The organism is Ruegeria sp. AB7, from assembly GCF_056542625.1.
The window spans coordinates 559702-578675 of the sequence record NZ_JBQGAC010000002.1; the positions used below are offsets into that span (position 1 = coordinate 559702).

Below are 18974 nucleotides of genomic sequence, written 5' to 3' on the forward strand. Positions count from 1 at the left end.
TCACGCCAATTCACGAACCGCATCCGTACGTGGGCGCTCAGATTTCGGATCATAGGCTGCTTCGCCGAGGACACGCCCTTTGCGGGGTACACCAGCGATAACTACTTCGATCTCTGTGCCCGGAACATTCACGTGTGGCTTGACGTAAGCAAAGGCGAGGATTTTGCCGACGCTGTGGCCATAGGCGACCGAGGCTGTTGCACCGACAACCTCGCCGTTGATCCGAATAGCCTCGCCCCCATGACCATCTTCGACCCCATCCGGTTCGATCTCCAAATAGGCGCAAATCCATGGCATCTCGCCCGCCTCAGACTGAGCGGCACTGGCGCGCGTTGCTTCGACACCCAGATACTCTTTGTCCAGCTTGAAGAACCGGCTGACATTGGCCTCTGGCAGCGTGACCTCGTTGGTCAGTTCTCCAGCACCGGGGAATGCTTTTTCCATGCGCAGGCTGTTCATCGCAAACGAGCCGTAGTTTTCGATGCCAAATTCCTCGCCGGCTGCCCACAGTGCGTTGTAGACGTCAACGCAGGCCTCATCCGGCATGTGGAATTCCCAACCCAACTCGCCCGCATAGGACATGCGAAAGGCCCAGACCTTGTGCCCCGCGATGGTGATTTCCTGAGCCGACAGCCAGCGGAACCCGGCGTTGGACAGGTCCGCGTCGGTGCATCTGGCCAGCACCTCGCGGGAATTTGGCCCGTTCAGGGACAAAGCCGACCAATCTTCGGAGAGCGTTTTGACAAAGACTGTCTCTCCCGTGAGGTTCTGGTTCAGGTGATCGACAAGGCGTTGTTCGAAGAAGGCGGCACATACAAGGTAGAACCGATCTTCAGCCATGCGAACGATGGTCGTCTCAAGCTCGATCCGGCCTCGGCGATTCAAAAAGTGGGTCAGCGTGATCGAGCCGTCTTTTTGCGGCATCTTGTTGGCCGTCAGACGGTCAAGATAGGCATAGGCATCGGGGCCTGAAACTTCGACTTTGGTGAACGCGGTCACGTCCATGATACCAACACGCTCACGCACGGCTTGGCATTCCAGCGCCACCATGTCGAAAACCTCGTTACGGCGGAACGAATAGTGGTCACGCTGTTCAACACCATTGCGCGCGAACCAGCGGGGGCGTTCGTGGCCGAAAACCTCTTCATAGACCGCGCCCTTTTCCTTGAGGATTTCATACAGCGGCGAGGGTTTGATCGGACGCCCTTCAAGACGATTGAAATGCGGAAAGGGGATCTCGTGCCGCAGCTTGTAATCCTCATGCGCCTTGATGACCTGCCAGTCTTTCTTGGCATAGCTGCCAAAGCGGCGCGGATCATAGTCACGCATGTTGATATCGGCAGCACCGTGTACCATCCATTTGGCCAGTTCACGGGTCAGACCAGGCCCCCAACCGATGCCGATCTGCGTGCCACAGCAGCACCAGTAATTCTTGACGCCGGGTGCGGGGCCGACCATCGGGTTGCCATCTGGCGGGTGGCTGATTGCACCATGGACTTCGCGGGTGATGCCCAGTTCAGAAAAGATCGGCATCCGTTCCAATGAGTTTTCCAGCCAAGGCATGACACGGTCATAATCCGCCTCGAACAGCCAGTTTTCGTACTCCCATGGGCATTCATCATGCCAGACAGAGTTCGAGTTCTCCTTTTCATAGATCCCGATCAGGCCCTTTTTCTGTTCCATGCGGATATAGCCCGAAACCATCTTGTCATCGCGGATCACCGGCAGCTCAGTTATCAGGTCTTTGAATTCAGGCACATCTTCAGTGACAAAATAATGATGGGTCATCGAGGTCATGGGTAATTGCAGGTTCGACCATTCGCCCATCTGACGGGCATAGGTGCCGCCTGCATTAACGACGTGTTCGCAGGTGATGGTGCCTTGTTCGGTTTCCACCACCCATTCACCTGCATCGTTCTGGGTAATGTTGGTCGCGCGACAGTGGCGGAAAATCTTCACACCTTTCTGACGGGCGCCAGCGGCCATGGCCATAGTCACGTTCGAAGGATCAACGTGACCGTCATCTGGCGTGTAAAGCGCGCCAATGACACCGTCGAGGTTATAGTAGGGGTGCATTTCAGCTATGAAGTCAGGCCCTACCAACTCGATGTTGAACCCCAGCGCTCGGCCAACTGATAATGTGTGGCGCAGCCAGTCCATCTCATCCTCGGTATAGGCCAGACGGAATGAACCGCAGCCGTGCCACGTGACCGCTTGACCGGTTTCTTCCTCAAGTGTCTTGGAATAGAGGCCAATGTTATAGTCGACCATCTTGCCCAGCCCGTAGGAACTGGTGGAGTGAGTAATCTGACCAGCGGCATGCCAGGTGGAGCCCGAAGTTAACTCGGCCTTTTCCAACAGCACCGTGTCTTCGCCCCAACCTTCATGGCCCAGGTGATAGGCCAGTCCGCAACCCATGACGCCACCGCCGACAATGACGACCTTTGCGCGTGCAGGCAGTTCCTTTTTAGACATCGCAACTTCCTGTTTCCGAGACATGGAATTCTGTGGACTTCCTATTGCTACATATGTACCACTGTCAATTAAAAATGGCACAAATGTACATACCGAGGTAAGCAATGTGCGGTACAGATGTTTCAAGTGGTATTCTGACGCGTACGGATGTTACGAATCCTGACGCGATCTTTTTGACTGAAACACCAGCTCGGCTTGTATCAGGAGAAAAAATATGACTGTCCTGCCAACCCACTCGCTCGAGGCCCGGTACTATACGGATCCTGACATATTCGACAAAGAGATGAACGGCCTGCTGTGCAGAACTTGGCAATACGCTGGTCATGCGGCAGATATCCCAAATGTAGGCGATTACTTTGCGTTCGAAATCGCTGGTCAGAACCTTTTTGCCATTCGCGGACGCGACAATCTTGTCAGGACTTTCTACAACGTGTGCCAGCATCGTGCGCATGAAATGGTGACCGGAACTGGGAATACCCGTGTAGTGGTTTGTCCCTATCATCAGTGGACCTATGAGCTTACCGGCGGCCTGCGGTCTGGACCGAACATCAAGAAAGTTCCCGGTTTTGATCGCGCGAAAATCTGTCTGACCGAAGTACGGACCGAAGACTTCCTCGGGTTCATCTTTGTCAATTTGGACGATAACGCGGCAACGATGGACGAATGGTATCCCGGTGTCCGGGACGAGTTGTCTGAGTTCGTGCCTAACACTAACGCTCTGGCCCCCTTAGAGTGGGTCGAAATTCCCGAGAACTGCAATTGGAAGGTTTCGATCGAGAATTACTCGGAATGCTATCACTGCCCAACTAATCACCCGACCTTTGCCGAAGGCGTGATCAAACCGGAAACCTATGACATTCAGCCCGATGTGTCGGGAGGTTACGTGCTGCGTCACACGACCGAGTGCCAAAGCCTCGAAAAGATGACCTATCCGATTGATCTGGAAAGCAACAAGCATGCGGGCGACTATCAAAGCTGGTTCCTGTGGCCGATGTTCTCGTTCCAATGCTATCCAGGAAATGTTCTGAACACCTATCATTGGCGGGCAAATACAGTGGACAGCTGTACCGTCTGGCGCGGGTGGTACACAGAAGGCGGTCATGAAAGCGACGTGATCCGTGGCCTTGCCACTCAGGATCGCGAAACGACTGTGGCCGAGGATATTCGGTTAGTGGAATCCGTTCACCGCGGCCTGAAATCCAAAGGGTACAAACCGGGACCGCTGGTGCTTGATCCGGCCTGTGGCGTCATGAGCGAGCATTCCGTTGCGAAGCTTCAACAATGGATGCGCGAGGCGATTGAATAACGTTACGTGCTGTGGATGGGCCAGATAAGACATCACCGAAGCCAACGCTGTGCCAAAGGGCACACCCGACCAGAACGACGCGATCGAGCCCCTTGCCTTCGGTGGTGGGGTTGGTTGTAAGACAGGGGCGGCGGCTTTAGCGGAATATCGAGCTAGGACCGACTAAGTTGCAGATCGGTCGTTTCACCTGAGGAGAGAATGATGGACGACAACCTGTTTGAACATGGCCTGAAGCAGCGCAAGTCGACGCTGGGCGCCGAGTATGTTGAGAAGAACCTGGCAGCGGCGGATGATTTTACCCGCTCATTCCAAGAGAACATGACTGCTTGGTGCTGGGGCTTCGGCTGGGGGGATGACACGATCGATCACAAGACCCGTTCGATGATGAACCTCGCTATGATTGGGGCACTCGGCAAGATGCATGAATGGGAAATCCACTGTAACGGCGCGTTGAACAATGGTGTCACCAAAGAGGAAATCCGATCAATCATTCATGTGATCGGCATTTATTGTGGCGTCCCGCAGTCTCTTGAATGCTTCCGTGTCGCTCGCAAAGTCCTGACCGAACGTGGGCTGCTGGACTGACCTGATCCCTTCGCGAGATCTTTAGAAGGAACAACACAATCAGCGAGATTGCGCGTCTGCAGTTCGCGCGGTCTGCTGACACCTGCCTAAGCCGGGTCTGGCACCTCACCTTGCCAATGGTCCCCCATCGCGACGATGCATGAAGTACCGTTGGCGTAGTTCTGAACGATCATCCAGTCTCCGCTTGTACGTTTGACCCAAACCTCCAGCATCGTTTCGGGATCGCGCAAACCCATGCCCTGACGTTCGGCCCCCAGAACCTGTTTCAGTGTCTGTGCCATCCGCGCGCTGTCATCACAGCTGACATCCGCCATTTTAGACTGCGCAGTAGAAGGCACCGCAAGGCATAGAAGAAGAAGGCTGGCATGAAGACGGGTCATAGGTGAAGGTTAGTTCTTTCTGCGCTCAAGCGTAACAGTTTTATGACGCCCTGTGGATAAAACTCGCGCAGAGTCCTGCGAGAAACGCCACACACTGCAGAACCAGGCAATCATTGCGCCTGTCACAAATCTTTCGCGTAGATGTAAACGAAACGATTCAAAAGCGTCACGAAGCTTTTGTTTTGACGTTCTATCCGCCTCGCAACGATGGGGGCGATATGCTGAGAATTGAAAAGCTGACCAAAAAGTTTGGTGACAAACGGGCCGTGGATTCGGCGAATATCGTTGTCGACAAGCCAACTATGATCGGGATTATAGGCAGCTCCGGGGCTGGAAAATCCACGCTTTTGCGCATGGTCAACCGTCTGAGCGATGCAACGACCGGCACAATTACTTTTGAAGGCGAAGAGATCTCTGCGCTTCGCGGTGCTGCCAAACGCGAATGGCAATCGCGCTGTGCGATGATCTTCCAGCAGTTCAATCTTGTACCGCGCATGGATGTCGTCTCGAACGTTTTGCATGGCACGCTGAACAGGCAATCGACCTTTTCGACGATGTTCAACCTGTACCCGCGGTCGGATATTCATAAGGCGATTGAAATTCTGGATCGGCTAGGCATTGCCGAGCAAGCACCCAAACGAGCCGAAGCCTTATCAGGCGGCCAGCAGCAACGCGTCGCCATCGCCCGCGCGCTGATGCAGGACCCGAAGATCATTCTGGCGGATGAGCCGATTGCCTCGCTGGACCCAATGAATGCACAGGTTGTGATGCAGTCGCTGCGGGCCATTCACGAAGAAGACGGCCGAATGGTCATTGCTAATCTGCACACGTTGGATACCGCGCGTCGCTACTGCGACCGGGTCATCGGAATGCGTGATGGTCGGATTGTGTTCGACGGCACCCCTGCGCAGCTGACCACGGGCGTAGCGCGCGACATCTACGGTGCAGGCGCAGACTTTTCCGAGGCCGCAACCTCGACCGAGATCGAAACACTGGACAGGCCCGAGGTCCGCGAAGCGGAAGCCTACGTCTGAGCCAGTTTCCCCCCGCGTCCGTCGCGGGCCACCTTCATCTAACCGAACGGAGAAAATGATGAAAAAGACCCTCGCACTGGCGTTTGCCGCCACGACTGTATTGAGCACTGCTGCTCTTGCCGTAGAAATCACCGAGTTTCGCATTGGCATCCTCGGTGGCGAAAATGCCCAGGACCGCATGAACTCGTACCAGTGTCTTGCAGACTATACCTCTGAGGCGTTAGGCGTTGAGACCAAGCTATTCGCCCCGGCGGACTACAACGGTGTGATACAGGGCCTGTTGGGCGGTACACTCGACATGGCATGGCTGGGTGCCTCTTCTTACGCGGCCACCTATCTGCAAGACCCCGAAGCAGTTGAGCCCGTTCTGATCAAGGTCAATGTGGATGGTTCAATCGGGTATCACTCGATCGGGTTCGCCCGTAAGGATAGTGGCGTCACCTCACTGGACGACATGAAAGGCAAAGTGTTTGGGTTTGGTGATCCGAACTCGACCTCAGGTTATCTGATCCCGTCGATCGAAATCCCGCAATACAAAGAAGGTATCACCATGGAGTCGGGTGAGTATTTCGGTGAGGTCAAATTCACTGGTGGCCACGAGCAGACGATCGTCGCTGTGAATAATGGCGACATTGATGGTGGTGTGACCTGGGCCGATGGTCAGGGCAACTGGGAAGATGGATACAATTCTGGTGCCCTGCGCAAAGCGGTTGACGCAGGTCTTGTCGACATGAACGACATGGTCCAGATCTGGAAATCGAACGTTATCCCCGAAGGCCCTGTGGTTCTGCGCAAGGCGTTGCCTGCCGATGTCCGTGCGACCATGACAGATCTTGTCGATGGCCTGCACGAGCGTGACCCCGATTGCGCTTATGGTGTGGCGGCAGGCGAGACGCTGGGTTTCCAGCCGGTATCGCATGACACCTACATCTCGATTGTTGAGGCCCGCAAAGCCAAAATCGGTGGCTAACGCGCGCACATGACATTTCCGGCAACCCATTGGGGTTGCCGGTCTTTATTCATTCGGGGCTCGGGATGGCAGATTTATCAATCGGTGCGGCGCCAGGCGGCGTTGAGACCATTCAATCCAGCTATATGGCACAAGTTCACAAGCGCAGGCTTTATGGCGGGCTGACGCTGCTGATCTTTGTGGTCCTGATGGTATCAGGTTTCAACATTGCGGATTCCCGAAACGCGGGTGGGTTCTGGGACGGATTGCATCAGATCGGTGATTACCCGGCGGATGTGCTGTCTGAAGCTTGGGAAAAGCGGGCCGATCTGCCTGGCCTGATCGTGAAGTACTTCCCTGCACTGGTTGAGACGGTGAACATTGCAGCAGTTTCCACGTTGATCGGGGCCATCGGTGGTCTGATCCTGTCGCTTCTTGGCACACGCGGGCTGGCGAAATGGCCGGGTTTAATCCCGGTCTTCCGGCGTATCTCGGATGTTATGCGCGCAGTGCCGGAAATCGTTATCGCGCTTGTGCTGATCTTCGTCCTTGGGGGCGGTCCGGTGCCGGCGATGATCGCTATCTCAATCCACACCGCAGGGGCGCTTGGTAAAATGTTCTCGGAAGTATCCGAAAACGCTGACCTGAAACCGGTTGAGGGGTTGGCTTCGACCGGGGCGACTTGGTCGAAACAGATGATGCTGGGTATCCTGCCACAGGTCGCGCCAAACTATATCAGCTACACGTTGCTGCGATTTGAGATCAATATTCGCGCTTCTGCCATCCTGGGCTTCGTCGGCGCGGGAGGGTTGGGTTACGAACTGCGCAATGCCATGGCTTGGGGTCCGGGTCGTTTTGACGAGGCCGGCGCGATTTTCATCCTGCTATTCAGCACCATCGTATTCTTCGATCAGGTGTCCAGCCGCTACCGCAACCGTCTGACCGAAGGGCAGGGCCAATGACCACAATTGATTGGAACTTCGGGCTGGACGAGGCCAAGCTTGACGCCGAAAAGCTATTTCAGCGTAAACGATTGATCGGCTTTAGCATCCCCGTCGTGATCCTCGTTTATCTCACCTACATCTTCTTCGCCTTCGACCTGCCGGGCCTTGCGCAACGTACCAATCTGGACAACGCCGTTACACTGGCTTCTGATAGCTGGTCACACAAAGTGCATGTCACACGCAATAATCGGAGCGGTGAGGTGACCTATGCGGTTGAGGGCGAGCGTAAGGGCACTTATCCCGAGGGTAAACATCCCGACTGGGTATCGGGTGAAGAGGTGACGACGATCGATCTGGGCCGCAATCATATCGTGCGGTTCCTGCCTGACAACCGGACCGAGATTGAAATACCCGGCTTCCAGCTGATCGAAGTGCAGGCCAAGGGACGCCGCCTGACGACAAATCTGCCCTCTGAACTGCCCGACTGGATTTCCGCATCTGAACGGCGTGTTGGCGTCACAACGCCTGAGGGCCGGATCACCATGACGGGCGCTCGGACTGAAGTGTTCAACTATTTCCCGGGTTGGGAGCTGTTCTGGTTCACGCTTGACAGTCCCTACCACGGCCATGGGATTGGAGAGATCCTGTTTGGCGCGCAGATCGATCCAAGCCGTTCGAATATCGCAGGCGCAATCTCTGACTGGTGGAACAACGCGATGTGGCGGCATAAGGATGTGGCCTGGGCCATCGGAGAAACGATCCTGATGGCATTTCTGGGTACGATGGGTGCCGCGATGATCGCGCTGCCATTGGCCTTTCTCGCGGCCAAACGGTTTTCGCCGATCATGTTGCTTCGCGCCGCAACGCGCCGTCTTTTCGACTTTGTGCGCGGTGTGGACGCATTGATCTGGACTGTGGTTCTGGCTCGGGCCTTTGGCCCCGGACCATTGACCGGCGCGTTGGCGATTCTGATTACCGACACGGGCACGTTTGGCAAGATCTTCTCGGAGGCGTTGGAAAACGTTGATCAGAAACAGATCGAGGGGGTGTCCTCGACCGGGGCCAAACCGCTCCAGCGATACCGGTTCGGGGTGATCCCTCAGGTTGTTCCCGTGCTGCTGGCCCAGATTCTATATTTCCTCGAATCCAATACACGTTCGGCAACGATCATCGGTGCGATCACCGGTGGCGGCATCGGACTGATGCTGACGCAAGCCATCCAGACGCAGCAAGATTGGGAAGAGGTCGCCTATTACATTGTCCTGATCATCATCATGGTGATGTTCATGGATTGGGCATCGGGCTGGTTGCGCGGTAAGCTGATCGGGCGGAAAGACTGATGACGCGGCTTTCAGCAGAACAACCCTGCATTCACCCCGAATGTGAGACTACCGAAAGCACGTTCGGGGCCTATGTTGAAATCGGCAAGGGCAGCCGCGTCGTACATACAAAGATGGGCGATTACAGCTATTGCGATCGTTATGCCGACATCGCCAACGCGAAGGTCGGTAAGTTCGCCAACATCGCCGCGTTTTCGCGGATCGGCGCGACTGATCACCCGCTGCACACGGCGTCCTGTCACCATTTCCTGTATCGCTCGAACGATTATTGGGACGATGCGGATCGGGACGAAGTGTTTTTTAGTCACCGCAAATCCCGAATTGTCCATATCGGGAACGATACATGGATTGGCGCAGGCGCGATGATAAAGCCCGAGGTCACACTGGGTGACGGGGCTGTTGTGGCTGCGGGTGCCTTGGTGACGAAGGATGTAGACCCCTACACAATTGTTGCCGGTACACCTGCAAGACCCTTGCGACTGCGTCAGCCACGACACATCGCCGATCGGTTAATCGCATTGGCCTGGTGGAATTGGTCTCATGACAAGTTGCGGTTGGCGCTCGACGATTTCCGTGCTCTGACGGCTGATGCGTTTCTGGAGAAATACGAGCCTTAACTCTCAAGGGTCAGTGTCACCCGATCTCCAACAAACCAGGTTCGGCCAAATTCAACCGGTTGTCCCTTTTCGTCCACATTCACCCCGGATGATCTGAGAAGCGGGTCCCCTTCAGAGACCTGCAGATGTAGCGCTTGGGTGGCCGTCGCGCGCGTGGCCGTCAGCCGGGTTGAGGCCCGAGTATAGTCAGTGACGCCCGACCTGTTTAATGCCTCGGTAACGCTGCTGGTCGCTTGCAGCGCAGCAGTGATGCCAGGCAGGCGCTCAAGGGAAAACATGCTTTCAAACACGGCAATCGGGTGCCCGTCCGCCAATGAGAGGCCGTGATACGCACAGATCTGACCACCGGGTGAAACGGTCAGTGCGGTGGCCTCGCCCTCGGTCGCTGCCCGTTCTTCAACATGAAGCACTCTCTTTTCTGGTCTGCGACCAGCAGCGATGAGGTTTTCATGGAATCGCACCCGCGAGCCGATGGGGTAATCGGTGGGCGTGGCTGCCACAAAAGCGCCCGCGCCCCGGCGCGTTCGGATTAGGCCCTCATCCACAAGGGCTGAGATACCATGGCGCACTGTATGGCGGTTAACACCGAACCGCTCTGCCAGTGCCGCTTCGGTTGGCAACTTATCACCCGGGCCATAGCGCCCTTCGGCCATATCGCTGCGAAGTGCGTCGGCAATGGCCTTCCAGATCGGGGTTTTGGTGGGAGTGTCACGCAAGTTTCACAAAATTCCTCTGTCTGACGGCGGCAAATATGATAGGATGTGTATAGTTGTATAGTATATGGAAAAGTTGTCGAGATGAAAGACACTTTTGATGAAAACGCGGACCGGAAGGCTTGGATGAGCCTGCTGGCCAAAGCGCCGGAGGGACGCGTGGCCGCCCTGTTGGATGCAGCGATGCCTCGCCCCGGCTTCACATGGCTGCGTGCTCCTGAGATTGGCAGCACCATGGTTCGGGCTCGCGCAGGTGGGACCGGTGCGCCGTTCAATCTGGGCGAAATGACGGTAACACGCTGTGCGCTGACTCTGGGCACGGGCGAAGTCGGGCATGCCTATATACAAGGCCGTCGGAAAGAAGATGCCGAAGTCGCCGCGCTGGTTGATGCACTGATGCAGACAGATGTGTCTGATCTGTTGCGCACAAAAGTGCTGACCCCTTTGCGAGATGAGCTGACCAATGCAAAGGCCGCGCGTGCCGCCAAAGCCGCAGCCACTAAGGTTGATTTCTTCACCATGGTACGAGGAGAGGATTGATGCAGTCAGAAGCCCTGATCGGCGGTTTCAAGGATCCCGCGATCCAATCTGCTCACGCCTTTCGCAGCGTGATGGAAGCAATGGCGCGTCCCGGTACCGTGCAAGAGATTTCTGGCGCAGTTCCTCCGGCCCCAATGTCACCAGCAGCGGGTGCGGTGTTGTTGACGCTTTGCGACACTGAGACGCCCGTTTATCTGGCAGGTGCGCTGGATTGCGACGCCGTACGCAGCTGGCTTGCATTCCACACCGGAGCACCGCTGACCGGCCCGTCGCATTGTATGTTTGCCATTGGTGCGTGGTCGGATCTGGGACCATTGAACGCATACCCGATCGGGACGTCTGAATATCCGGATCGTTCTGCCACGTTGATCGTGGAATGTCCCGAACTCATCGCTTCAGGGGCGACACTGACAGGTCCGGGAATCAAGGATAAATCCGCGCTTTCCCTGCCCGAGCTTGAGGCGTTTCGGCATAATCAGACGCTATTTCCCCTGGGGCTCGACTTCATCTTCACGAATAGCAGCCGCCTGGCGGCTTTGCCAAGAACGACCGAGGTGTCTTGATGTATGTCGCAGTAAAAGGTGGCGAGCGTGCGATTGAAAATGCCCACGCCTGGCTTGCCGAAGAACGCCGTGGTGATACCGATGTGGCGGAACTGAGCATCGCGCAAATCCGCGAACAGCTTAGCCTGGCGGTCAATCGTGTCATGGGCGAAGGCTCGTTGTTCGATCCTGATCTGGCCGCACTTTCGATCAAGCAAGCACGAGGCGATCTGATTGAGGCCATCTTCTTAATCCGCGCCTATCGAACCACGTTGCCACGCTTTGGCGCATCCGAGCCTGTTGATACCGGGGCAATGGCTTGCGACCGGCGCATTTCGGCAACCTTCAAGGATTTGCCGGGCGGGCAGGTGCTTGGGCCGACCTTCGACTACACTCATCGCTTACTGGATTTCAAACTGGCTGCTGAAGGTGAGGTGCCCAAAGCCCCAGCGCGCGAAGCTGAACTGGGTGAAGTGCCGCATGTCACGGATTTCCTCAATCGCGAAGGCCTGATCGAGGAAGCGCCGCATGACGATACGCCGCCACCTGATCTGACCCGCGAGCCGCTTGAAATGCCCGCCGATCGCGCCCTGCGCCTTCAGGCGCTGACCCGCGCGGATGAAGGTTTCACCCTCGGTCTGGCGTATTCCACACAGCGCGGATACGCGCGCAATCACGCCTTTGTTGGAGAGCTTCGGATCGGGTCCGTGCCGGTTGAAATGGAGATCCCTGAACTCGGCTTTGCCATCGAAATCGGTGAGGTCGTTCTGACCGAATGTGAAACGGTTAACCAGTTCAAGGGCTCCAAAACCGAGCCGCCGCAATTCACCCGAGGTTATGGGCTTGTGTTTGGTCAGACGGAACGCAAGGCGATCTCGATGGCTTTGGTCGACCGTGCGCTGCGGTGGGAAGAACTGGGTGAGGATAATGTTGGCGCACCTGCTCAGGATGCCGAGTTTGTCCTTTATCACGCGGACAACATTCAAGCGACGGGGTTTCTAGAGCATATCAAGCTTCCGCACTACGTCGATTTCCAGTCTGAACTGGAACTGGTGCGCAAACTACGCCGCGAAGCATGTGCTGATCAGGTGCAGGAGGCTGCGGAATGAACGCCTATAACTTTGCTTATCTGGACGAGCAGACCAAGCGGATGATCCGCCGTGCAATTCTGAAAAGTCTGGCGATCCCGGGCTATCAGGTGCCGTTTGCCTCGCGCGAAATGCCTATGCCGTATGGCTGGGGTACGGGCGGTGTGCAGGTCTCGGCCGCTGTGTTGACCCCGGATGACACGTTCAAGGTGATCGATCAGGGCTCGGACGATACCACAAACGCGGTCTCGATCCGCACCTTCTTTGAACGCACTGCAGGGGTTGAAACAACCACAACGACAAGCGACGCCTCCGTGATTCAGACTCGCCACCGGATTCCCGAGGAGCCGCTGCAAGAGGGTCAGATTCTTGTCTATCAGGTGCCTATACCTGAGCCGTTGCGCTTTCTGGAACCGCGAGAGAGCGAAACCCGCAAGATGCACAGCCTTGAGGAATACGGGCTGATGCATGTGAAGCTGTACGAAGATATCAGTCGTCACGGACATATCGCGACGTCGTATGCTTACCCGGTGAAGGTCGAAGGCCGCTATGTAATGGACCCGTCGCCAATCCCGAAATTCGATAACCCAAAGCTTGGTGATATGGCTGCGATCCAGCTGTTCGGAGCTGGGCGTGAACAACGGATCTACGCGCTGCCACCCTACACGCAGGTTGTCTCACTGGATTTTGAGGATCATCCGTTTGAGGCGTCCAAGGCCGACCAAGCCTGCGGCTTGTGCGGTGCCGAGGACAGCTATCTGGACGAGGTAATCATCGATGACGCGGGTGGGCGGATGTTCGTCTGCTCGGATACCGATTATTGCGAGGCGCGCCAGGCGGCGGGTCACAAAGGAAAGGACGCCGCATGACACCTTTGCTGTCTGTTCGGGACATCACAAAGCGCTATGGCCCAAATATTGGCTGTGCCGATGTGTCATTCGACCTCTATCCCGGTGAGGTCATGGGGATCGTTGGCGAAAGCGGGTCAGGTAAGTCGACACTGCTGAATTGCATGGCCGGGCATCTGACCCCGGATGCCGGAGAGGTTGTGTTCGACACCCGCGCAAAAGGTCCGCAGGACACGGTAACGATGTCCGAGCCCGAGCGCCGGATGCTGAGCCGCACCGATTGGGCCTTTGTCCACCAACATGCACGCGACGGGTTGCGCATGGGCGTCAGTGCCGGTGGGAATGTAGGTGAACGGCTGATGGCCGTTGGAGAGCGTCACTATGGCGACATACGTGACAAGGCCACGGATTGGCTTCAACGAGTGGAGATCGATGCCTCCCGTGTGGATGATCGCCCGACGACCTTTTCGGGTGGGATGCAGCAGCGCCTGCAGATTGCACGAAACCTCGTGACCGGTCCTCGACTGGTGTTCATGGATGAGCCAACGGGCGGTCTGGACGTGTCCGTTCAGGCGCGGTTGCTCGACTTGTTGCGTGGGTTAGTTCGCGACATGGGCTTGTCGGCGATCATCGTCACGCATGATCTGGCCGTGGTGCGCCTGCTGGCAGATCGGTTGATGGTGATGAAATCGGGCCGCGTGGTCGAGGCAGGCCTCACCGATCAAGTGCTGGATGACCCGCAACACGCCTATAGCCAACTTCTTGTCAGTTCCGTTTTGCAGGTGTGAGCAATGATTGAGCTTAACAACGTCTCAAAGACTTTCACCCTCCATAATCAAGGCGCGGCCGTGATTGAGGTTTTGAATGATGTATCCTTCTCGGTCTCTCCGGGCGAATGCGTAGCGCTGACGGGCGCGTCTGGAGCGGGCAAGTCCACCCTCATGCGTATGATCTATGGCAACTATCTGGCCCGAAGCGGAGAAATTCGCATCGGGGATTTGGATATCGTGCAAGCAGAGCCTCGGACAGTTATCGCCCTGCGCCGCGAGGTTCTGGGTTATGTCAGCCAGTTTCTCCGCGTGGTTCCTCGCGTGCCCACCGTCGATGTCGTGGCCGAGCCCTTGCGGGCTGTGGGCATTTCCGCTGCTGACGCGAAGGCGCGGGCTGAAGCTCTGTTGCGGCAACTGAACATTCCCGAGCGGCTCTGGACCCTTTCACCGACTACCTTCTCGGGTGGTGAACAGCAGCGTGTCAACATCGCACGCGGGTTCGCCCATTCTTATCCCGCGATGCTGTTGGATGAGCCGACTGCCAGTCTGGATGCGGCCAATCGCGAGGTTGTTCTAAGGCTCATCGAAGAGGCAAAGGCGCGTGGTACTGCAATCATCGGCATCTTTCACGACGAAGCGGCTAGGGCGCGCGTTTGTGATCGCGAAATCGACGCCAGTCAGTTTTCGCCCGAGGTCGCGGCATGACCCGGGGTCGCCTCATCGCTGTGGTTGGCCCGTCGGGGGCTGGCAAAGACAGTGTGATGCTAGGGCTTTGTGACTTGTTGCCCGATTTGCATTTGGTGCGCCGCGTCATCACCCGTGCACCAGAGTTGGGCGGGGAAGACTATGACGCCGTCGAACTCGCCGAATTTGAAGAAATGGCGGTGAATGGTGCCTTTGCGGTGCATTGGGTTGCTCATGGGCTTTGCTACGGGATACCGGTTGCCGTCAAAGATCGGCTGAGTGATGGCGCAGATTGTCTGGCAAATTTCTCCCGTAAAGCTCTGCTCGAGGCCGCAGAAAAATTCCCACGCTTCATTGTCCTGAATATCACCGCGAAGCCGGAAACTCTTGCTCGGCGTTTGGCGACTCGCGGCCGAGAAAGCGATAGTGAGATTGCAAATCGGCTTGCTCAGGCAGAAAAACCCTTGCCCGATGGGTTGGACGTTATCACCATTTCCAACGATGGCCCACTGGCCGAGACGGTTGCGCGCGCCGCAGGGGTCCTTCAACCAGCGAGCGCGTACCGATGAATAAGCTCGAAACGCCCATCAATGCGCTCGCCGCACAAGGCAATTTGGTCGATGACGAAGGGCTCGGGCAAGGCTGGCAAATGGCGGCGCAGCGCCTCGGTCCATACAGGAATATCACCATTCGGCAGCCGACCTGTCAGCGTCATGTGAAACCGAAACTCGTCCATCACATAGGGATAACCCCACTCGATCAACAGTGCGTCCTGACGTTGGCTCAGCCTTGCACCGCGCCGCCGCTCAAGTTCAGCCTCGTTGGTTGGGGCGCGAAACGGGTCAAGCTCACGTACACAGGCCGCAGCAATTCTCTGCAAGCCGCTAACATCGCCCTGTGGGGTCAAGGCGAGAAACCGGCCCAGCCTCGTCAGACTCAGCCCTTCACAGCTCGAAGGCGCCAGGCCAGCGGCCATCTCAGACGCCGCCGCTTTCAGGGCTTCAAGCGAATAACCTCCGGCCAGTTGAAAGGGTGGTTTCAGCGTTCCGTGAAAGCCGTATTTGCGCGGTGTCATCGTAACGTCATGCAAATCGGGCAGATCGGGCTGAGGCACTTCGCAGCCCTGCACGACATCCCATCCCAGCCAGCGCGCGCCGAACTGTTCCAATGGTCCTTCGGGCGGCACGTAGTAGATTGCAAATCGAGAGTATGACATGAATTCCCCTTTTCCCGCGCCCTCTTTGGCAAAGGCTTGTGACAGCGATATGTCAGATAATCTGTGCCTTGCGAATGCCCAGCTTGTGATGCCCGATCGGGTAGTAACCGGTTGGGTGACAATCGAACAGGGCGTCATTTCCGAGATCACCGAAGGGGATCATGTTCCGACCGGCGCAGTCGATTGTGCAGGTGATTACATCCTTCCGGGACTGGTCGAGCTGCACACCGACAATATCGAACGTCATATCGAGCCTCGCCCGGAAGTGGACTGGCCTCATCTTCCGGCCCTGATCGCGCATGATAGCGAGCTGGCCTCGACCGGAATCACAACCGTGTTCGACGCCATGCGAGTAGGTTCCATTCACAGCGGCAAGGGCCGTTACATCGATTATGCCCGCAAACTGGCGGACGAACTGTTGTCGGCGCGCGCCGCAGGCTATTTCAAGATCAGCCATTTCCTTCACCTGCGAGCCGAGATCTGCTCGGAGACATTGCTTGAGGAATTGGCGACCTTCGGGCCGGAAGACAGGGTTGGTATTGTCAGCCTGATGGACCACACGCCGGGTCAACGTCAATTCAGCGATCTGAGTGCATTGAAGACCTATGTCGCCAAAAAGCGCGGTATGACCGACGCCGATTTCGTTGCACATGTCGAGAACCTGCGTGGTCTGCAGCAGCGTTTCGGAGAAAAGCACGAAGCCGGTGCAGTGATCGAGGCCGCCCGTCTTGGCGCCGCGCTGGCCAGCCATGACGATACCACGGCGCAGCATGTCGAAAAATCGTCCGAAAATGGTGTGGCTTTCGCCGAGTTCCCAACCACGTTCGAGGCGGCCGAGGCCTGCCGTACCCGCAACATCGCCGTCATGATGGGTGCCCCGAATCTGATCCGTGGCGGCTCGCATTCCGGCAATGTCGCGGCTGAAGATCTTGCAAAGGCCGATCTTCTGGAAATTGTGTCTTCCGACTACGTGCCCTCTGCGCTACTGCTGTCGGCTTTTCATCTTGCCAATGTTTGGGACGACCTGCCTCGTGCTGTGGCCACGGTTACACGTAATCCTGCGACGGCTGTTGGTCTTGATGACCGTGGCATCCTGAATGCTGGCCTGCGCGGTGACGTTCTGCGTGTGCGTCGCATGGGTCAAACACCAGTTTTGCGCGGTGTCTGGAGCCAGGGCAACAAGGTTGGATGAGTTGTGATTGGTTGAATCGCACTTGCCAAACAGAACATGGCTGGCGGCCGAAAGCTCGCGGATTACCAGATGGGATCTGCGCCCTTGCTCCGCTTGATTTTTTTGGACCCGCATCTTGATAAACCGATGTCGTGCCAGAACATTAAACTCGTAAAGAATATGGTTACTTTTTTACCGCACTTTCTCCTGTAACGCAAAATGCGGGCAGCAAGTTCCACGATTAACTGACTGGAAATTTGTTGCTTATCTCAGAGTTGAAATCAGGAGCTTTGGCGGGATGAGGGCATGGTTGTCGGTTGTGATAGCCACTATTATTTTGGCGGGCTGCAGTCAGGATTTACAGGGAACCAAGTCCTTTGATCCCGGGGCGACACCAGCCCCCGCTCCCTTATCGGGGGGGAATAATCTGAAGGGAAATGTCGCACGCACTGAATTCGCTGAGTTGGTGCGAAGGTCTGTCGCGACATCGCCCACCACCGCAGCCGGAGCCGCCAGCGTTCTGGCTTCGAAATCCCGCATTGATTCCGAGCAAGGCGCGTTCCTGCCGCAGATCGAGGCCGAGACATCCCTGACATCCGATGGGGATACAGTACCGATCCTGCGGCTTAGCCAGATCATCTATGATGGTGGCAAAGTCTCGGGTCGTGTGGGTTTGCGTCAGATTGAAGCCCGGCAGACCTGGTTAAACGAATTGTCAGAGCTGAGCGCGCTGAGCTTCGAGGCCATCGAGACCATAATTGATCTGGATCGAAATCGCCGCCTCGAAGAACAAGCCCAGCAGAATCTGGATCGTACGGACGTTTTGGTCAGCGACCTCCAGTCCCGTTTTGATGCCGGGGCCGGATCGGTGGCAGATTTGCTGGCGGGGCAGGGGCGGAAGTCTAACGCCGAGACAGAATTAGCGCAGGCTCAGACGGATGTGGAACTGGCGACGGCAACATGGGTCGAAGTCTTCGGAACGCGACCCGATATAATTCCGACCATCCCCCCCGCACCCATTCTGGCAGCGGCCACCTCGCAGCAAATGGTTGCACGCAGCCCGCGTCTGCGTACTCAGGTCGCCTTCAGTCAAGTGCGTGAACAAGAGGTCGTGGTTGCCGAACGAGCGACCCGCCCAACACTCTCTGCGATTCTTGAGACAGATTTCGACCAGGGCAGTATCGACGACGGTGTGCAGGCCCGATTGGGTGTAACGGTCCCGATTTACCAAGGGGGATCCGCGCGCGCCAATGTCGAAACCGCAAGGGCGAATCTTCAACAAAGCCGGGCTGATGAAGAAGAATTGCGGCGCGAGTTGCAACGTAATCTCTCCCAGGCCTTGGAAGAGACCAATTCAATCAAGCGACGGCTCGCCACAGCCCGGCGCGCTGTCGAGATCAATGAGCAAGCGCTGGATGCAGCTCGTGGACAGTTTGATATCGGGCGCAGCACGCTGGTACAGATATTGGATGCGTTGCGCGAGTTGAATCTTGCGCAGGTTCGGGTGATCCAGCTTGAGGCTCAGGCACGTCGTGCAGAATATGCCGTGCTGGCGGTCACGGGCGATATCCTGGACGCGTTGGGGGTTGCACAGCCGACCGATCCAACCTTGTGATATCCGTCGTGAACCCGACTGCGACTAACCCGCTGAATACGCACCTCCGACTTCTGACCGAGCATTTGGGTTCCGGTTTGTCCGAGGTGGATATCTTTCGGGTGTTCTAGGGCAATGAAGTCGCCTAGGCGGTCAGCGCAGTGGAAGCGGTGGGCTA

General features: G+C 56.7%; 20 protein-coding genes. 16 read left to right on the forward strand and 4 right to left on the reverse strand.

All coding sequences use genetic code 11. The annotated features are described in order from the left end of the window. Entirely contained in the window at positions 1-2475 is a 2475-nt protein-coding gene (locus tag ACR0EN_RS08475) for an FAD-dependent oxidoreductase (protein WP_480586203.1), read from the reverse strand. A 214-nt stretch (positions 2476-2689) separates the two neighbouring features. Here ACR0EN_RS08475 and ACR0EN_RS08480 point away from each other — a divergent pair, with 214 nt between their 5' ends. Next, a complete protein-coding gene (locus ACR0EN_RS08480; RefSeq protein WP_170394282.1) occupies positions 2690-3781 on the forward strand; it encodes an aromatic ring-hydroxylating oxygenase subunit alpha in 1092 nt (363 codons plus the stop codon). A 198-nt stretch (positions 3782-3979) separates the two neighbouring features. Beyond that, positions 3980-4366 (forward strand): carboxymuconolactone decarboxylase family protein, encoded by a 387-nt coding sequence (locus tag ACR0EN_RS08485; protein WP_480436495.1) that lies wholly within the window; start codon positions 3980-3982, stop codon positions 4364-4366. An 86-nt stretch (positions 4367-4452) separates the two neighbouring features. On the opposite strand, the gene ACR0EN_RS08490 is transcribed toward ACR0EN_RS08485, so the two are convergent. Further along, positions 4453-4680, reverse strand: a complete 228-nt coding sequence (locus ACR0EN_RS08490; protein WP_170509507.1) for a hypothetical protein — start codon at positions 4678-4680, stop codon at positions 4453-4455. 284 nt (positions 4681-4964) lie between these two features. On the opposite strand from ACR0EN_RS08490, the gene phnC reads away from it, so the two are divergent. The 5 genes from phnC (at position 4965) to ACR0EN_RS08515 (ending at position 9630) form a co-directional block, all read left to right on the forward strand. Further along, the gene (gene phnC, locus ACR0EN_RS08495) at positions 4965-5780 is read left to right on the forward strand and encodes a phosphonate ABC transporter ATP-binding protein (protein WP_170394291.1); all 816 of its coding nucleotides are present in this window, start codon (positions 4965-4967) and stop codon (positions 5778-5780) included. A gap of 58 nt (positions 5781-5838) precedes the next feature. Then, the gene (gene phnD, locus ACR0EN_RS08500) at positions 5839-6750 is read left to right on the forward strand and encodes a phosphonate ABC transporter substrate-binding protein (protein WP_480586206.1); all 912 of its coding nucleotides are present in this window, start codon (positions 5839-5841) and stop codon (positions 6748-6750) included. Between the two features lie 65 nt (positions 6751-6815). Beyond that, positions 6816-7691, forward strand: coding sequence for a phosphonate ABC transporter, permease protein PhnE (phnE, locus tag ACR0EN_RS08505; protein ID WP_170509514.1), 876 nt, complete (start codon positions 6816-6818; stop codon positions 7689-7691). Next, positions 7688-9013 (forward strand): phosphonate ABC transporter, permease protein PhnE, encoded by a 1326-nt coding sequence (gene phnE, locus ACR0EN_RS08510; protein WP_480586209.1) that lies wholly within the window; start codon positions 7688-7690, stop codon positions 9011-9013. Before phnE (ACR0EN_RS08505) ends, phnE (ACR0EN_RS08510) begins: the two co-directional genes overlap by 4 nt. Beyond that, entirely contained in the window at positions 9013-9630 is a 618-nt protein-coding gene (locus ACR0EN_RS08515; protein WP_480586212.1) for a DapH/DapD/GlmU-related protein, read from the forward strand. The genes phnE (ACR0EN_RS08510) and ACR0EN_RS08515 overlap by 1 nt, the downstream gene beginning before the upstream one ends. Here ACR0EN_RS08515 and phnF read toward each other — a convergent pair. Next, positions 9627-10346: a phosphonate metabolism transcriptional regulator PhnF gene (gene phnF / locus ACR0EN_RS08520; RefSeq protein ID WP_480586215.1), complete on the reverse strand. Its 720-nt coding sequence runs from the start codon at positions 10344-10346 to the stop codon at positions 9627-9629. The genes ACR0EN_RS08515 and phnF overlap by 4 nt on opposite strands. Positions 10347-10427: 81 nt before the next feature. Here phnF and phnG point away from each other — a divergent pair, with 81 nt between their 5' ends. The 7 genes from phnG to phnN are packed head-to-tail and all read left to right on the forward strand — an operon-like array spanning position 10428 to position 15384. Continuing rightward, positions 10428-10883 carry a phosphonate C-P lyase system protein PhnG gene (gene phnG / locus ACR0EN_RS08525; RefSeq protein ID WP_170646972.1) on the forward strand — a complete coding sequence of 152 codons (456 nt, stop codon included), beginning with the start codon at positions 10428-10430 and terminating at the stop codon, positions 10881-10883. Next, entirely contained in the window at positions 10883-11446 is a 564-nt protein-coding gene (gene phnH, locus ACR0EN_RS08530) for a phosphonate C-P lyase system protein PhnH (protein ID WP_480586218.1), read from the forward strand. Before phnG ends, phnH begins: the two co-directional genes overlap by 1 nt. After that, positions 11446-12534: a carbon-phosphorus lyase complex subunit gene (locus ACR0EN_RS08535; RefSeq protein WP_480586221.1), complete on the forward strand. Its 1089-nt coding sequence runs from the start codon at positions 11446-11448 to the stop codon at positions 12532-12534. The genes phnH and ACR0EN_RS08535 overlap by 1 nt, the downstream gene beginning before the upstream one ends. Beyond that, on the forward strand, positions 12531-13382 hold the full coding sequence (locus tag ACR0EN_RS08540; protein WP_170509531.1) for an alpha-D-ribose 1-methylphosphonate 5-phosphate C-P-lyase PhnJ: 852 nt from the start codon (positions 12531-12533) through the stop codon (positions 13380-13382). Before ACR0EN_RS08535 ends, ACR0EN_RS08540 begins: the two co-directional genes overlap by 4 nt. Continuing rightward, entirely contained in the window at positions 13379-14149 is a 771-nt protein-coding gene (gene phnK / locus ACR0EN_RS08545; RefSeq protein WP_170394315.1) for a phosphonate C-P lyase system protein PhnK, read from the forward strand. Before ACR0EN_RS08540 ends, phnK begins: the two co-directional genes overlap by 4 nt. A gap of 3 nt (positions 14150-14152) precedes the next feature. Beyond that, the gene (gene phnL, locus ACR0EN_RS08550; RefSeq protein ID WP_170646967.1) at positions 14153-14836 is read left to right on the forward strand and encodes a phosphonate C-P lyase system protein PhnL; all 684 of its coding nucleotides are present in this window, start codon (positions 14153-14155) and stop codon (positions 14834-14836) included. Further along, on the forward strand, positions 14833-15384 hold the full coding sequence (gene phnN / locus ACR0EN_RS08555; protein ID WP_480537130.1) for a phosphonate metabolism protein/1,5-bisphosphokinase (PRPP-forming) PhnN: 552 nt from the start codon (positions 14833-14835) through the stop codon (positions 15382-15384). Before phnL ends, phnN begins: the two co-directional genes overlap by 4 nt. Here phnN and ACR0EN_RS08560 read toward each other — a convergent pair. Further along, entirely contained in the window at positions 15360-16031 is a 672-nt protein-coding gene (locus ACR0EN_RS08560; protein WP_170512023.1) for a DUF1045 domain-containing protein, read from the reverse strand. The genes phnN and ACR0EN_RS08560 overlap by 25 nt on opposite strands. A gap of 49 nt (positions 16032-16080) precedes the next feature. Here ACR0EN_RS08560 and ACR0EN_RS08565 point away from each other — a divergent pair, with 49 nt between their 5' ends. Both ACR0EN_RS08565 and ACR0EN_RS08570 read left to right on the forward strand, forming a co-directional pair. Next, the gene (locus ACR0EN_RS08565) at positions 16081-17223 is read left to right on the forward strand and encodes an alpha-D-ribose 1-methylphosphonate 5-triphosphate diphosphatase (RefSeq protein WP_480586223.1); all 1143 of its coding nucleotides are present in this window, start codon (positions 16081-16083) and stop codon (positions 17221-17223) included. Positions 17224-17668: 445 nt separating this feature from the next. Further along, a complete protein-coding gene (locus ACR0EN_RS08570; protein ID WP_480586475.1) occupies positions 17669-18817 on the forward strand; it encodes a TolC family protein in 1149 nt (382 codons plus the stop codon). Positions 18818-18974: the final 157 nt, after the last annotated feature.

Excerpts from the sequence above, each read along its gene's own strand:
- ACR0EN_RS08475 (WP_480586203.1), bottom strand. The coding sequence starts at position 2,475 with ATGTCTAAAAAGGAACTGCCTGCACGCGCAAAGGTCGTCATTGTCGGC.
- ACR0EN_RS08480 (WP_170394282.1), top strand. The coding sequence starts at position 2,690 with ATGACTGTCCTGCCAACCCACTCGCTCGAGGCCCGGTACTATACGGAT.
- ACR0EN_RS08485 (WP_480436495.1), top strand. The coding sequence starts at position 3,980 with ATGATGGACGACAACCTGTTTGAACATGGCCTGAAGCAGCGCAAGTCG.
- ACR0EN_RS08490 (WP_170509507.1), bottom strand. The coding sequence starts at position 4,680 with ATGGCGGATGTCAGCTGTGATGACAGCGCGCGGATGGCACAGACACTG.
- phnC (WP_170394291.1), top strand. The coding sequence starts at position 4,965 with ATGCTGAGAATTGAAAAGCTGACCAAAAAGTTTGGTGACAAACGGGCC.
- phnD (WP_480586206.1), top strand. The coding sequence starts at position 5,839 with ATGAAAAAGACCCTCGCACTGGCGTTTGCCGCCACGACTGTATTGAGC.
- phnE (WP_170509514.1), top strand. The coding sequence starts at position 6,816 with ATGGCAGATTTATCAATCGGTGCGGCGCCAGGCGGCGTTGAGACCATT.
- phnE (WP_480586209.1), top strand. The coding sequence starts at position 7,688 with ATGACCACAATTGATTGGAACTTCGGGCTGGACGAGGCCAAGCTTGAC.
- ACR0EN_RS08515 (WP_480586212.1), top strand. The coding sequence starts at position 9,013 with ATGACGCGGCTTTCAGCAGAACAACCCTGCATTCACCCCGAATGTGAG.
- phnG (WP_170646972.1), top strand. The coding sequence starts at position 10,428 with ATGAAAGACACTTTTGATGAAAACGCGGACCGGAAGGCTTGGATGAGC.
- phnH (WP_480586218.1), top strand. The coding sequence starts at position 10,883 with ATGCAGTCAGAAGCCCTGATCGGCGGTTTCAAGGATCCCGCGATCCAA.
- ACR0EN_RS08535 (WP_480586221.1), top strand. The coding sequence starts at position 11,446 with ATGTATGTCGCAGTAAAAGGTGGCGAGCGTGCGATTGAAAATGCCCAC.
- ACR0EN_RS08540 (WP_170509531.1), top strand. The coding sequence starts at position 12,531 with ATGAACGCCTATAACTTTGCTTATCTGGACGAGCAGACCAAGCGGATG.
- phnK (WP_170394315.1), top strand. The coding sequence starts at position 13,379 with ATGACACCTTTGCTGTCTGTTCGGGACATCACAAAGCGCTATGGCCCA.
- phnL (WP_170646967.1), top strand. The coding sequence starts at position 14,153 with ATGATTGAGCTTAACAACGTCTCAAAGACTTTCACCCTCCATAATCAA.
- phnN (WP_480537130.1), top strand. The coding sequence starts at position 14,833 with ATGACCCGGGGTCGCCTCATCGCTGTGGTTGGCCCGTCGGGGGCTGGC.
- ACR0EN_RS08560 (WP_170512023.1), bottom strand. The coding sequence starts at position 16,031 with ATGTCATACTCTCGATTTGCAATCTACTACGTGCCGCCCGAAGGACCA.
- ACR0EN_RS08565 (WP_480586223.1), top strand. The coding sequence starts at position 16,081 with ATGTCAGATAATCTGTGCCTTGCGAATGCCCAGCTTGTGATGCCCGAT.